The organism is Janibacter alkaliphilus, from assembly GCF_013408565.1.
GTDB lineage: Bacteria > Actinomycetota > Actinomycetes > Actinomycetales > Dermatophilaceae > Janibacter > Janibacter alkaliphilus.
Genome location: NZ_JACBZX010000001.1, coordinates 20,664 through 34,521, shown reverse-complemented (window position 1 = coordinate 34,521; position 13,858 = coordinate 20,664). Strand labels below are relative to the sequence as shown.

The following is a 13,858-nucleotide window of genomic DNA, read 5'->3' as shown; positions in this document are numbered from 1 at the left end:
GATGTCACGGGCTCATAGCGATCTGCCATACGATCGTCTGATGGCAGATCTGCAGGACCTCGTCGACGAGGCGTCGCTGCTGCTGGAGGGGCCGGTGACCCTGGAGGACCGCCGCTTCCGGCTGCTCGCCTTCGCCGCTCATCCCGGGGCGACCGACCCGGTGCGGGTGGAGACGATCCTCGGGAAGGGCGCCGGCCCCCAGGTGCGCGCCTGGTTCGAGGGCTTCGGGATCGCCCGGGCCACCGGGCCGGTGCCGGTGCCGGGCGACCCGGAGCGGGGGATCGGGCCGCGGCTGTGCCTGCCCGCGCGCGGCCGCGGGGTGGTCCAGGGGTACCTGTGGGTGATCGGCGAGGGCTCGCGCTACGCGCCCGAGCGGGTGGCCGCGGCGATGCACCTCGCCGACGAGGCGGGGGAGCAGCTGGCGCGGCAGGTCAGCCGGCGCCGGGCCACCGAGCGGCTGCTGCACGAGCTGCTCGACGCGGGCCCTGCGGAGCGGTCGGCCGGGGCGCGGGCGCTGGCCGACGACCTCGCGGTCGCGCCGGGCTCGCGCGCGGTGGTGGCCGTGCTGGGGGCCGCCCCGGGCCAGCGGCTGTCGGCGGAGAGCCTGCGCGGCGCGGGCGGGCTGCCGCGCCGGGCGGCCGTGGGTGATGCCGAGGGCGACGTCGTGCTGCTGCTGCCGCTCGTCGGTGGTGCCGGGGCCGATGACCCGCTGGGGGAGGCTCGCTCCCTCGTCGAGCGGGCGCTCGGGCAGCTGGAGAAGGAGGACCCCGGGCGCACCGTGGTCGCCGGGGTGGGGCAGGTGGTGCCGCTGGCCGAGGCCGGGGACTCGTGGACCCAGGCCCGGGCCGCCCTTCGCGTGGTGCGGCCGGAGGCCCCGGCCGGGCGCTCGGGGCCGGCGGCGACGCGGGTGCACGCCTGGGACGAGCTCGGGGTGCGACGGATGCTCGGCGGCTCGCACGCCGACGCGCTCGCCGAGGCGGCGCGGACCCCGGCGGTCCGGGCGCTGCTCGCGGCCGACCCGGAGCTGGTGCGCACGGCCAGGGTCTACCTCGACCGCGCCGGGTCGGTCGCGGCCACCGCGGGCGAGCTGGACCTGCACCGGCAGAGCGTCTACCACCGGCTGGGGCGGATCGAGCAGATCACCGGGCTGGACCTGGCCGACGGCCGCCACCGCCTGGAGCTGCACCTGGGGCTGCTGGTCACCGATCCGGACGGGGGTGGGCAGCCGGGCTGAGCGTCGCCTGGTCGGGCGTGAGCGGGCCGAGCACGTCGAGCATCCGGCGCCGCAGCGCGTTGCTGCGCGCGGCGAGGTCGCGCTGCCGCTGCAGGTGCTCGGCCTTGCCGGCGGCGGTCTCCACCGGCACCGGGTCCAGGCCGAGGCCGGTGACGTCGTAGGGCGAGGCCTGCATGTCTAGGGTGCGGGTCTCGCGGGCCAGCCGGAAGGCGTCCAGGGTCAGCGTCGAGGGGACCAGCGGGCTCAGCTTGAAGGCCCACTTGTAGAGGTCCATCCCGGCGTGCAGGCAACCCGGCTGCTCCATGGCGACCTGGCTCTCCCGGGTCGGGGAGAGGGTGTTGCGCGGCCGCGCCGGTGCGGTGAAGAAACGGTAGGCGTCGTAGTGGCTGCAGCGGACCTGGTGCCCCTCGACGACCCGGTCGGTCTCGGCCTGGCTGAGCCGCAGCGGCAGGTCCTCGTGGCGCTGCTCGCCGGGCTGCAGCCGGTAGACCATGGCCCACTCGTGCATCCCGAAGCAGCCCAGGTGCGCCGGTCGGTCCAGGGTCGCCCGCAGCAGGCTCTGCACGAAGGTGAGGGTGCGCCCCCTTCGCTCGACCACGGCGGGGACGTCGACGGTGGCCGATCCGTCCTCGGCGACGACGTAGCCGCTCCGGTCGGCGTACTCGTCGTCGGCGTCCTCGAGGATCACGTCCGGGCCGGGGTGCCAGCGGCGCAGGCGGCCGGGTCGGTGCGGGTAGTAGGTGAAGAGGAAGTCCTCGACCTCGTGGGTCTGGCCGCGGGACCGGCGCTCGCGGTGGCCCGCGGTGAGCGCGTCCACCGCCTCCTCGTGCGCCCGCGCCCGCTGCTGCCAGTCGGTGCGGGGGAGGCGCTCGGTCATCCGCCCCAGGGTAGCCGCGCCCCCAAGACCCCCAGCTACCACGCAGTAAGTGCTGTGATCACGACACTTCCTGCGTGGTAGGTCGCGTCGCAGGGGGTGGCGAAGGGGAGGGGGTCGCCCGGCCGCGCGGTCGGCGGGCCCGGATCGTTAGCCTCGGGGCATGCGCATCGCGAGGTACACCACCGGAGAAGATCCCGTCTACGGCCTCGTCGACGGGGCCGGGGAGAAGATCGCCGAGGTCACCGGCGACCCGCTCTACCAGCGGATCGAGCTGACCGGGGAGACCGCGGCCGTGGAGGACGTGCGGCTGCTCGCGCCGGTCATCCCGCGCAGCAAGGTCATCGGGATCGGCCGCAACTACCGCGACCACGCCGCCGAGATGGGCAACGAGCCGCCGGCCGAGCCGATGATGTTCCTCGTCCCGAACACCGCGGTCGTCGGCCCGAGCGACCCGGTCGTGCTGCCGGGCTGGGCCGGCGAGGTGCACTACGAGGGCGAGCTCGCGGTCGTCATCGGGCGGATGGCCAAGGACATCACGCCTGATGACGTCAGCAAGGTCGTCTTCGGCTACACCTGCGCCAACGACGTCTCGGCCCGCGAGCTGCAGCGCGGCGACGGGCAGTGGGCCCGGGCGAAGGGGATGGACACCTTCTGCCCGCTGGGCCCGTGGATCGAGACCGACCTCGACCCGGCCGCCTGCCGGATCGTCACCCGCCGCGACGGCGAGGTGGTCCAGGACGGCACCACCGCCGACATGGTGCACGACGTGGCCGCCCTGGTCTCGCACGCCAGCCGCGCCTTCACCCTGCTGCCCGGCGACGTCATCCTCACCGGCACCCCGGCCGGCGTCGGCCCGGTGACCGCGGGGCAGCGCGTCGACGTCGAGATCGACGAGATCGGCACCCTCACCAACCCCTTCGTCTCCGACACCCCCTGACCCCCGTCGCCCGGCCCCCCCGCCCCGCCAGGCCCTCCACCCCGCAACCCCCTAGGCAGCTGGGTCCGCTCAGGTTGCACGCTAGGCGCCTGGGACGAAGGTGAGCGTCTGTGTCCGGGCGGTCGCGGCACCTAATCGAGCCGGTCACCTTCGCGAGCCGGTAGGGGAGTGCTCCCCATGGGCAGGGGCGGGTGGGCGTCGTAGCGTCGGGTGATCACGAACGCCACGAAGGGGTGACGGATGTCGCTGACGCACGGTGCGCATGCCGAGAGGTTGAAGGGGATCGCGGGGCAGCTGCGGGTGCAGTCGCGTCGGACGGTGGCGGTGCGGGAGTCCGGGTCCGGGCGGCTGGGGGTGCTGCAGGGGGCCTGGGAAGGTGAGGATCTGGAGTCCTTCGCGCGGCGGTGGCAGGTCTCGGCGCGGGCGCTGGACGAGTGCGCGGAGCGGCTGGAGTCGGCGGCGGCGCTGATGCTGGAGGAGGCCGACCAGCAGGTCGCGGCGAGCGATGGTGCGGAGGGCGGCACCCAGGGGCTGGGGATCACCATGGGCATCGGCCCGGGCGCGCCGACCGGCCCCTCCGGCATCGCTCCGGCCGGGCCGTCAGGTCCGGCGCCGACCGGCCCGCCGGACGACGGCGAGAGCGAGGGTTCGACCTTCGACGAGGACATCCGTGGCACCGAGGGGAAGCCCGAGGACAAGGACCTCTGGTACCTCGCGCACCACTCCTACGGACCGGACAACGGGCTCTACGAGGACGACCTCTTCTATGACGAGCAGCCGGACCTGCCTGAGGGGTACGAGGTCGTCGACCCGGTCGAGGAGCTGGGCATCAATCCCGAGCTGCTCTCCGACGAGCACGGCATGCAGGCGGAGGTGTACCGCACCCCGGACGGTGGCTATGTCGTGGCCTACCGCGGCAGCGACCAGGGCTTCGACTGGTGGACGAATGCCCGTCAGGGTGCCGTCGGCGGAGGCGCCGCCTACGAGGACGCCATGGAGCTCGCGGTCGCCGTGGACGACGCCAGCGGCGGCAACGTCACCTTCACCGGGCACAGCCTGGGTGGTGGCCAGGCTGCGGCTGCCGCGATGGCGACCGGGCAGCCAGCCGTGACCTTCGATGCTGCCGGGGTCCACGAGACGACCGCAGCGCAGGCGGCCGAGATGCGCGGCGACGGGTCCACCCAAGAGTCCGTGCTGGCGGAGACGTCCGAAGGGCAGATCCGCACCTACCGCATGGACACGGACATCCTCACCGAGACCGCCGAGGACGACGGTCTGCTCGGCGGCGCCATCCCGGACGCGCAGGGCACACCGATCACGTTGGACACCCCGCAGAGCGACCAGGGCGACGCCGTGGCCGGCACTGGCGCGGTGGTCGGTGGAGTCGTCGGGGGAGTGGCCGGTCTCTTCGACGGCGACCTCGGAGACGTCGCGGACGACGTGGGCACGGGAGCTGAGGTGGGTCGTGACGTCGGCGTCGGCGCGTGGGGCCATCACTGGGACCCGATGACCGAGGCGATGGAGGAGCGCTACCCGGACTGAGCCCCCTGTGGAGAACTCCGCGGCCGCTGTCGCGGATCTCCCTAGCCTCGGAGCATGGACCCACCGGCCCCACCGCCGCAGCCGACCCTCGCGCCCACCGGCCCGTCACCCACCGCGCGCCCGCTGCCGCCGTGGTGGCCGCGCCTGGCCGCAGGGCTTCAGCTCCTCCTGGCGGTCGTGGCCGCGCTCTCCGCCATCACGGTGATCGCCTGCCTCGTCCTCTGGCTCGGCGCGCAGCGGATCGAGTCCGGCGCCAGCCGAGACGCGCTGCTGCCGCGGCTCGGTGAGATCGTCACCGTCCTCGGGATCCTGCTCACGACCCTCGCCGCGGTCACGTCGGTGGCGGCCTTCGCGCTCTGGCTGTACCTGGCCAGCGCCTCGGACCGGGTCGACTGGTACGCCCGCTACTGGCCCGGCTGGGCGCTCCTGGCCTGGGTGCTGCCGTGGGTCAACCTCGTCCTGCCCGCGCTCGTCGTGCTCGACCTGGACCGCAGGTCGCGACGCCCCGGAGCTGCAGGCGCCCGACGGCCCGTGCAGTGGTGGTGGGCCACCTGGGTCGCCCTGTGGCCCGCCGCCGGCGTCATGGCCGCGAGCTGGGGGGCGGTGGATCCCTGGGCCACCCCGCTGACCTGGGCGGAGACGGTGCGCCCGGCCGCGCTGGCCACGGCGGCCCTCTACGTCCTCTACGCCGCCTGCGCCCTGCTGGCCCGGCACATCGTCGTGCGCCTGACCGCTGCCGTGCTCTCCGGAGCCGGAGCCGGAGCGGGAGCGGGATCCGCCCCCGGGCCCCGCCCCGGCGCCGGCGACGGGATGCGGCCCACGGACAGGGAGGCGACTAGCATCGAGGAACCATGAGCACCCCCTCCGCGACCGACGGCGCCGCTGCCGCCGAGGCCACCCTCCCTGACCAGATGCCCGAGTCGACCGTCGGCGGTCCGGACGCCACGCCGCGGCTGCGGGTGGCCCCCTCGCCGACCGGGGACCCGCACGTCGGCACCGCCTACATGGCGCTCTTCAACCTCGCCTTCGTGCGCCAGCAGGGCGGCCGGTTCGTGCTGCGGGTCGAGGACACCGACCGGGCCCGCTTCGACGCGACCAGCGAGCAGCAGCTCTACGACACCCTGACCTGGCTGGGGCTCACCTGGGACGAGGGCCCGGACATCGGCGGCCCGCACGCCCCGTACCGCCAGAGCGAGCGGCTGGAGACCTACCGCCCCTACGTCGAGCGGCTCATCGCCGACGGTCACGCCTACTACTGCTGGTGCTCCTCGGAGCGGCTGGCCGCGATGCGCGAGCGCCAGCAGAAGCTCAAGCAGCCCACCGGCTACGACCGGCTCTGCTACGGCAAGACGAAGGAGGAGCGGGCCGAGCTCGACGGCTTCTCCGAGACCCCGGTGGTGCGGATGCTCGTCCCCGACGACGCGCCGACCACCTTCGAGGACGTCATCCGCGGCACCGTCTCCGCACCGCTGCCGGACGACCAGGTCATCCTCAAGGCCGACGGATTCCCCACCTACCACCTGGCGGTCGTCGTCGACGACCACGAGATGGGCATCACCCACGTCGTCCGCGGCGAGGAGTGGATCTCCTCCACCCCCAAGCACGTGCTGCTCTACCGCTGGCTCGGTCTGGAGCCGCCGGCCTTCGCGCACATGCCGCTGCTGCGCAACGAGAACAAGTCGAAGATCTCCAAGCGCAAGAACCCGTGGGCGCGGCTGACCTGGTTCGAGGAGCAGGGGTACCTGCCGGAGGCGTTGGTCAACTTCCTCGGCCTGCTGGCCTACCCGCCGGCGAAGGGGGAGGACGGCCAGGACGTCGAGCAGTTCACCTTCGCCGACTTCTCGGCCGACTTCGACTGGGGCAAGGTCAACACCGTCGGCCCGATCTTCGACCTCAAGAAGCTCGAGTGGCTCAACGGGGCCTGGATCCGCGACCTCGACCTCGACGACCTGACCTCCCGCCTGCTGCCCTACCTGCAGCGGGCCGGCGTGCTGGGGGAGAGCCCGAGCATGGGGGAGATCGCCCGGCTGCGCTCGGTCACCGAGCTCATCCAGACTCGGATGGCGCTGCTCACCGAGGCCCCGGCGCTGGTGCACCCCTTCTTCGTCGACGACGAGGAGCTGGAGATCGCCGAGGACGCCCGCAGCGGCCTGAAGGAGTCGGCTCCCGAGGTGCTCGACGCCGGGATCGCGGCGCTGGACGCGCTGGCCCTGCCGGCCGGGGTGCTCGGCGAGAACCGCGAGGGCAACGAGTGGACCACCGAGCGGATCGAGGCCGCCCTGCGCGAGGCGATCGTCGACGGTCTGGGGATCAAGCCGCGCCTGGCCTTCGGGCCGCTGCGCACCGCCGTCTCCGGGCAGCGGATCAGCCCGCCGCTCTTCGAGTCCATGGAGATCCTCGGCAAGCACGCCACGCTGGCCCGCCTGCGGCGGCTGCGCGCCGAGCTCTGAGCCTGCCTGCCGGCGATCTGCGGGTTCCGGTCGTCGGGCCAGCCCCATGATTTGGGTGCGCCCGGACCGCCCGCTAGACTCGCTCCTCGGTTCACCGCCCGCGCGTGCCTCGGCACGAAGGGGCAGTGATACCCATTGGGGTATGGTGTAATTGGCAACACGGCTGATTCTGGTTCAGTTGTTCTAGGTTCGAGTCCTGGTACCCCAGCGCTGTGCCTCCACGAGGCAACGGATTTCGGAGTTGTCCGCCCCGCGGGGTAGAGTTCCTCCGGTCCGCCCGCCGGTCACCGGCGGAGCACGGCAAGGCCCCGTTGTGTAGCGGCCTAGCACGCCGCCCTCTCAAGGCGGTAGCGCGGGTTCGAATCCCGTCGGGGCTACGTCATGAAGGCCCCCGCTCGATACGAGCGGGGGCCTTCGACGTGCTGCGGCGCGGGTCGTGGCGCGGAGCGGCTACTCGGTGTCGCGGTCGGCGTCCTCGGCCGCCTGCGCGTGCCGCTCGAGCACCTCGGTGAGCTTGTTCGCGCCGGCGATCACCGTGGCCGCGTGCAGCCGGCCCGGCTGCCGGGAGAGCCGCTCGATCGGTCCGGAGATCGACACCGCGGCGATCACCCGCCCGGAGGGGGAGCGCACCGGCGCGCTGACCGAGGCTACGCCTGCCTCGCGCTCGCCGACGCTCTGCGCCCAGCCGCGCCGCCGGACCCCGGAGAGCATCGTCGCCGAGAAGGCGGCGCCCTGCAGGCCGCGGTGCAGCCGGTCGGGCTCCTCCCAGGCCAGCAGCACCTGCGCGGCCGAGCCCGCCATCATCGACAGCGTCGCGCCGACCGGGATCGAGTCGCGCAGACCCACGGGTCGTTCCGCGGCCGAGACGCACACCCGGTGCTCGCCCTGCCGGCGGAAGAGCTGGGCCGACTCGTTGGTGTGGTCGCGCAGCGCCCCCAGCACCGGGGTGGCCGCGACGAGCAGCCGGTCCTCCCCGGCCGAGGCCGCCAGCTCACCGAGCCGCGGCCCGAGCACGAAGCGCCCCTGCATGTCCCGTCCGACCAGCCGATGATGCTCCAGCGCCACCGCCAGGCGGTGCGCCGTCGGTCGCGCCAGGCCCGTCGCGGCGACCAGCTGTGCCAAGGTCGACGGACCAGCCTCGAGCGCCCCCAGCACGACGGCGGCCTTGTCGAGGACGCCGACTCCACTCCCGTTGTCCATGGAGTGATACTTACATCTCACCTCGTGAGACGCAAGCGTTGGGGCCCCGGGGACGTGCGACTCTCGTGGAGAGCCCGCGACGCCGGCCACCGCCGCCGTGGGCACCTCATCATCCGATCGGACCAGAAGGGGAGGAGCCATGGCGAAGACGCTGGCAGAGAAGGTGTGGGACGCCCACGTGGTGCACCGTGCGGAGGGCGAGCCCGACCTGCTCTACATCGACCTCCACCTGCTGCACGAGGTGACCAGCCCGCAGGCCTTCGAGGGGCTCCGCCTGGCCGGTCGTCCGGTGCGCCGACCGGACCTCACCCTGGCGACCGAGGACCACAACGTCCCGACCACGCCGGGTCCGATCAGCGACCCGGTCAGCCGCACCCAGGTCGAGACCCTGCGGGACAACTGCGCCGAGTTCGGCGTGCGGATCTTCCCCATGGGTGACGCCGAGCAGGGCATCGTCCACGTCGTCGGCCCGCAGCTCGGCCTCACCCAGCCCGGGACCACCGTCGTCTGCGGCGACAGCCACACCTCCACCCACGGGGCCTTCGGCGCGCTCGCCTTCGGGATCGGGACCAGCGAGGTGGAGCACGTCATGGCCACCCAGACGCTCTCCCTCAAGCCCTTCAAGACCATGGCGATCACCGTCACGGGCGAGCATCAGCCCGGCGTGACCGCCAAGGACATCATCCTCGCGGTCATCGCCAAGATCGGCACCGGCGGCGGTCAGGGCTACGTGCTCGAGTACCGCGGCGAGGCCATCGAGGCGCTGTCGATGGAGTCGCGGATGACGATCTGCAACATGTCCATCGAGGCCGGCGCCCGGGCCGGGATGATCGCTCCCGACCAGACCACCTTCGACTACCTCGAGGGCCGGGACCACGCGCCGAAGGGGGCCGACTGGGACGCTGCCGTGACCGCCTGGCGCGAGCTGCGCACCGACGAGGGCGCCACCTTCGACGCCGAGGTCGAGATCGACGCGAGCACGCTGACCCCCTTCGTCACCTGGGGCACCAACCCCGGCCAGGGCTCGCCGCTGGGGGATGCCGTGCCCGACCCCGAGGCGATGGCCGACGAGAGCGACCGCGTCGCTGCGCGCAACGCGCTGGAGTACATGGGCCTGACCGCGGGCACCCCGCTGCGCGAGGTCGCCGTGGACACCGTCTTCGTCGGCTCGTGCACCAACGGTCGGATCGAGGACCTGCGCGCCGCCGCCGACGTCATCAAGGGGCACCAGGTCGCCGAGGGTGTCCGGATGCTCGTCGTCCCCGGCTCGGCCCGGGTGCGCGTGCAGGCCGAGCAGGAGGGCCTGGACCAGGTCTTCACCGCCGCCGGCGCCGAGTGGCGCCTGCCCGGCTGCTCGATGTGCCTGGGGATGAACCCGGACACGCTCAGCCCGGGGGAGCGCAGCGCGTCGACCTCCAACCGCAACTTCGAGGGCCGCCAGGGCAAGGGCGGGCGGACCCACCTGGTCAGCCCGCTGGTCGCCGCCGCCACCGCGGTGCGCGGCACCCTGGCCAGCCCGGCCGACCTGGGCCCGGCCGACGCCCCGGCCGCACCGACGGGCACCCCTGCGCTGGAGAGGATCTGAGACGCCATGGACAAGTTCACCACGCACACCGGCGTCGGCGTCCCGCTGCGCCGCAGCAACGTCGACACCGACCAGATCATCCCGGCCGTCTACCTCAAGCGGGTCTCGCGGACCGGCTTCGAGGACGGGCTCTTCGCCGCCTGGCGCGCCAACGACGACTTCGTGCTCAACCAGGCGCCGTTCCGGGACGGGTCGGTCCTCGTGGCCGGCCCCGACTTCGGCACCGGCTCCTCCCGTGAGCACGCCGTCTGGGCGCTCATGGACTACGGCTTCCGGGTGGTCATCTCCAGCCGCTTCGCCGACATCTTCCGCGGCAACTCCGGCAAGGGCGGCCTGCTCGCCGCGCAGGTCAGCCAGGACGACGTCGAGCTGCTGTGGAAGTTCCTGGAGAACAACCCGGGCGAGCAGGTCACCGTCGACCTCGTCGCCAAGACCGTCACCGCCGGCGAGGTGGTGGCTCCCTTCGAGGTCGACGACTACACCCGCTGGCGGCTCATCGAGGGTCTCGACGACATCGGGCTGACCATGCGTCACGAGCAGGAGATCACCGACTTCGAGGCGCTGCGCCCGAGCTGGAAGCCGACCACCGGAGCGGTCTCCGCCTGAGCGACAGGGCTGTCCGTCCGCCGACGGATCGCGCGTCGGTGTGGACCGCGACCTGCTATGACGCCTACGGTCTGACCCAGACCGGGTGACCGCCCGATCGTCCCCGCCGGGTGACCGGCATCGCCTCACCTATGGGAGCTGACGTGAACAAGGGAGATCTGATCAAGTCGCTGGAGGAGACCCTCGGCAGCCGCAAGGCCGCGACCGAGGCCCTCGAGGCGGTGCTCGACGCGATCGTGCGCGAGGTGGCCAGAGGGGGTCACGTGGCCATCACCGGCTTCGGCACCTTCGAGCAGGCCGCTCGCGCCGCCCGTACCGGACGCAATCCACGGACGGGCGAAGAGGTGAAGATCCCGGAGGCGATCGTCCCGCGCTTCAAGGCCGGCACCTCCTTCAAGGCGTACGTGGCCAACCCGGCCTCGCTGCCCAAGGAGGCCCGTGCGGTCGCTCGCGCTGCCGCTGGCACCGTGAGCAGCGCGACCCGCGCCGCCGCCGAGGTCGCCGCGACCGTCGGCTCCGGCGGTCGCGCAGCCACCCCGTCCACCGCGGCGAGCTCGACGAAGACGGCCGGCACCAGCGCGGCCGCCCCGGGGGACACCCCGTCCACCGCGAAGAAGGCCCCGGCGAAGAAGTCGAGCTCGGGCGGCGCGGCGAAGACGTCGTCCACCGCGAAGAAGTCGAGTTCCGGTGGGGCGGCGAAGAAGTCGTCCACCGCGAAGAAAGCCAGCTCGGGCGGGGCCGCCAAGAAGTCCTCGACCGCGAAGACGTCGTCGGCCAAGAAGGCCAGCTCGGGCGGCGCGGCGAAGAAGTCGTCCACCGCGAAGACGTCGTCGGCCAAGAAGGCCGGCTCGGGCGGAGCCGCCAAGAAGAGCTCGACCGCGAAGACGTCGTCGGCGAAGAAGGCCAGCTCGGGCGGGGCGGCCAAGAAGTCCACGGCCAAGAAGTCGACCGCGAAGAAGTCGATGGCCAAGAAGTCCTGACCCGCTGTGCCGGCCCGCGATCCGCGGGCCGGCACTCCGGTCACCGGATCGTCTCGCCCTCGCCGATCCCGACGATCCACAACCGGGTGACGTGCGCGTCCTCGAGGCGGATGCTCACCCGCTGCCCGGCCCGCAGGAAGCGCAGGCCGCTGGCCGCCACCACCTCGTCGGAGACCTGGTAGGCGACCCCGTCGTCGGTGACCACCTGGGCGCCCGAGCCGGCGTCCTGCGAGAAGACCGTCGCCTGCATGGTCCGCAGGCTAGTCCGTCGCCGTGCCGCACGGCACGGGCGACGGTCAGGTCTCCTGGTCGAGCAGCCCGCCGCGCTCGGCCAGCACCGCGAGCTCGGTGCGGCTGCTCACCCCGAGCTTCGCCTGAGCCGCGCTGATGTGCGACTTCACCGTGCCGACACTGACGTGCAGCCGACGGGCGATGCCGTCGTTGGTGCCCCCCAGGGCGAGCAGCACGAGCGTGTCGCGTTCGCGAGGCGAGAGCAGCTGCAGCGCCCGCGCCGCGCCGTCCGCCCGTGCCGACCGGGAGTCGTCCCGGACGACGTCGGTGAGGTGGCTGGCCGGGGCAGGGGAGTAGTAGGAGCGTCCCGCAGCCACCTCCAGGATCGCTGTCGTCAGATCGGTGGGCGAGGTGGTCTTCAGCAGCACGCCGTCGGCCCCGGAGCGCACCGCACCCACGGTGATGTCCTGGAAGTCGAAGGTCGTCAGGATCAGCACCTTGGGAGGGTTGGGCAGGGCCTTGACCACGGCGGTCGTCTCGATGCCGTCGCGGGCATGCATCCGCACGTCCATCAGGACGACGTCGGGTCGGTGCGCGAGCGTCGCCGCCGGCGCCTCCTCGCCCGAGCCGACAGCGGAGACCACCCTGATCCGAGGGTGCGCCCCGAGCATGAGCTCGAGGCCCTGCAGCACCATGTGGTCGTCGTCGACGAGCAGCACCCGCACCGTCCTGCCCTCGGGCGTCCCGGCCGGGTCGGCCGAGGAGTTCCTCAGGGCGTGCTGTCCGCCCGTTGCTCGACCGTCGCTCATCGGGCGTCTCCGGAGGCGACCTGCTCGGCCGCAGGCCCAGCCGGCACCCACGGCAGGTGGATGGCGACCCGGTGCACCTGGTCGTCGTCGAGCCAGACGTACATCTCGCCCTCCACCAGCTGCACGCGCTCGTGGATGCCTGGCAGCCCGTGCCCTGACGATCCTCCCGCGGGACGGGAGTGGCGCCGGTGCGGATCGCTGACATGGTTGGCGGTCTCGATGTCGATGCCCGCGGCGGCGCTGGCCCGCACCACCAGCCGCACCCCGTGGCCGGGTGCGTGCGTGCGTGCGTTCGTCAGCAGCTCCTGCACCATCCGGTAGACGCTGCGGCTCACCTGCGGGTGCAGCGTCCTGGTGTCGTCAAGACGGACCGTGGCGATGAGCGGCATCCCGGATTCCACCGACTCGTCGACGAGATCACCCACCGCGTCGATGCCCTGCTGCGGCGTCGTCGGCTCATCCGGGCTGCGCAGCGTGGCCAGCAGGTCGCGCAGGTCGGCGTTCGCCTGGCTGGCGGACTCGCGGACCAGGCGAGCCGACCGGGCCAGCGGGTCGGTGCTGGAGCTGCTGTGCGCCTCCAGCGCACCAGCATGGATCGCCATGACCGACAGCCGGTGACCCAGCGCGTCGTGCACCTCCCTGGCCAGCTGCTCCCGCTCGGTCTGACGGGCCACCTGGTCCCCGAGCAGGTGCGCCTGGGCCTGGTGGTCGGCCCCCTCCTGCCGCGCCTCGGCGAGCAGGCTGCGGAACCAGCCGGTCGCCACCGCGGCAGCCACCATCGCCACGGCGATCACGGGTGGCAGCCACCACGGGGCAGGCCCTTGGTCAGGTGGGGTCATGTCGGTGGTGTCCTGGCTGAAGATCCTCCAGAAGGACTCCAGGTGGGTGCGCCCCTGCAGGTCGCGCCAGGTGCTCACCCAGGTGGCCGCCAGCACCAGGGCGGTCAGTGCAGCTGTGCGCCAGGAGCGCTCCCGCATCACTGCGTGCATGAGGAGGACCAGGCCGGCCACGGGGTCAAGGGGTGCCGCGATGGTGACCACGGCAGCCAGCACGCCCAGGGAGTGCGGCCACCGCCGTCGCCACACGACCGAGACGGCGAGCAGGATGCCGACCAACCACACGAGGAGGCCCAGGTCGCTCACCTCCTCGGCCGAGCCGCCGCGGCGGCCGTCGAAGGTGGCCGCTGCCATGGTCGCCGCGAGCACGCAGACGAGCACCCACAGCACCGAGCGCCAGGTCGTGCTGCGCAGCAGGCGCAGCATCAGCTCGCTCGCTCCTCCCCGGCCCGTGGTCATGGCACCGGAGAGTACGCGTCGCCACCGACAGGGGGCGTGCGCCGAAGGGACAGTCCGCGGTGACCGATCGACGGATGTGAGCGGCCCGGCGCAGACGGTCCCATGGTCACAC

General features: G+C 73.0%; 13 protein-coding genes and 2 tRNA genes. 10 read left to right on the top strand and 5 right to left on the bottom strand.

Annotated features, from left to right (window positions below; translation table 11 throughout):
- Positions 1-40 precede the first annotated feature (40 nt).
- A complete protein-coding gene (locus BJY28_RS00190; protein WP_179461221.1) occupies positions 41-1,234 on the top strand; it encodes a PucR family transcriptional regulator in 1,194 nt (397 codons plus the stop codon).
- Here BJY28_RS00190 and BJY28_RS00185 read toward each other — a convergent pair.
- A complete protein-coding gene (locus BJY28_RS00185; RefSeq protein WP_179461220.1) occupies positions 1,200-2,111 on the bottom strand; it encodes a 3-methyladenine DNA glycosylase in 912 nt (303 codons plus the stop codon). The genes BJY28_RS00190 and BJY28_RS00185 overlap by 35 nt on opposite strands.
- A 160-nt stretch (positions 2,112-2,271) precedes the next feature.
- Between BJY28_RS00185 and BJY28_RS00180 the strand changes: the two genes are divergently transcribed.
- The 6 genes from BJY28_RS00180 (at position 2,272) to BJY28_RS00155 (ending at position 7,417) form a co-directional block, all read left to right on the top strand.
- A complete protein-coding gene (locus tag BJY28_RS00180) occupies positions 2,272-3,048 on the top strand; it encodes a fumarylacetoacetate hydrolase family protein (RefSeq protein ID WP_179461219.1) in 777 nt (258 codons plus the stop codon).
- Positions 3,049-3,288: 240 nt separating this feature from the next.
- On the top strand, positions 3,289-4,590 hold the full coding sequence (locus tag BJY28_RS00175; protein WP_179461218.1) for a WXG100 family type VII secretion target: 1,302 nt from the start codon (positions 3,289-3,291) through the stop codon (positions 4,588-4,590).
- Positions 4,591-4,644: 54 nt separating this feature from the next.
- Entirely contained in the window at positions 4,645-5,445 is an 801-nt protein-coding gene (locus BJY28_RS00170; protein WP_179461217.1) for a DUF4328 domain-containing protein, read from the top strand.
- Complete coding sequence (gene gltX, locus BJY28_RS00165; protein ID WP_425485687.1) at positions 5,442-7,040, top strand: glutamate--tRNA ligase; 1,599 nt, start codon at positions 5,442-5,444, stop codon at positions 7,038-7,040. The genes BJY28_RS00170 and gltX overlap by 4 nt, the downstream gene beginning before the upstream one ends.
- A 136-nt stretch (positions 7,041-7,176) precedes the next feature.
- A tRNA-Gln gene (locus BJY28_RS00160) sits at positions 7,177-7,248 on the top strand.
- 96 nt (positions 7,249-7,344) lie between these two features.
- Positions 7,345-7,417, top strand: a tRNA-Glu gene (locus BJY28_RS00155).
- Positions 7,418-7,490: 73 nt separating this feature from the next.
- Here BJY28_RS00155 and BJY28_RS00150 read toward each other — a convergent pair.
- On the bottom strand, positions 7,491-8,240 hold the full coding sequence (locus BJY28_RS00150; RefSeq protein ID WP_179461216.1) for an IclR family transcriptional regulator: 750 nt from the start codon (positions 8,238-8,240) through the stop codon (positions 7,491-7,493).
- A 139-nt stretch (positions 8,241-8,379) separates the two neighbouring features.
- Here BJY28_RS00150 and leuC point away from each other — a divergent pair, with 139 nt between their 5' ends.
- From leuC to BJY28_RS00135, 3 genes are all read left to right on the top strand, one after another.
- The gene (leuC, locus tag BJY28_RS00145) at positions 8,380-9,825 is read left to right on the top strand and encodes a 3-isopropylmalate dehydratase large subunit (protein WP_179461215.1); all 1,446 of its coding nucleotides are present in this window, start codon (positions 8,380-8,382) and stop codon (positions 9,823-9,825) included.
- A 6-nt stretch (positions 9,826-9,831) separates the two neighbouring features.
- Positions 9,832-10,431 carry a 3-isopropylmalate dehydratase small subunit gene (leuD, locus tag BJY28_RS00140; protein WP_179461214.1) on the top strand — a complete coding sequence of 200 codons (600 nt, stop codon included), beginning with the start codon at positions 9,832-9,834 and terminating at the stop codon, positions 10,429-10,431.
- Between the two features lie 143 nt (positions 10,432-10,574).
- Positions 10,575-11,411: an HU family DNA-binding protein gene (locus tag BJY28_RS00135; protein ID WP_179461213.1), complete on the top strand. Its 837-nt coding sequence runs from the start codon at positions 10,575-10,577 to the stop codon at positions 11,409-11,411.
- Between the two features lie 40 nt (positions 11,412-11,451).
- Here BJY28_RS00135 and BJY28_RS00130 read toward each other — a convergent pair whose 3' ends face one another.
- From BJY28_RS00130 to BJY28_RS00120, 3 genes are read right to left on the bottom strand one after another with little or no spacing between them, the layout of a single operon-like run.
- Positions 11,452-11,661, bottom strand: a complete 210-nt coding sequence (locus tag BJY28_RS00130) for a hypothetical protein (RefSeq protein ID WP_179461212.1) — start codon at positions 11,659-11,661, stop codon at positions 11,452-11,454.
- Between the two features lie 46 nt (positions 11,662-11,707).
- The gene (locus BJY28_RS00125) at positions 11,708-12,451 is read right to left on the bottom strand and encodes a response regulator (protein WP_179461211.1); all 744 of its coding nucleotides are present in this window, start codon (positions 12,449-12,451) and stop codon (positions 11,708-11,710) included.
- Positions 12,448-13,746, bottom strand: a complete 1,299-nt coding sequence (locus BJY28_RS00120) for a sensor histidine kinase (RefSeq protein ID WP_179461210.1) — start codon at positions 13,744-13,746, stop codon at positions 12,448-12,450. Before BJY28_RS00120 ends, BJY28_RS00125 begins: the two co-directional genes overlap by 4 nt.
- Positions 13,747-13,858: the final 112 nt, after the last annotated feature.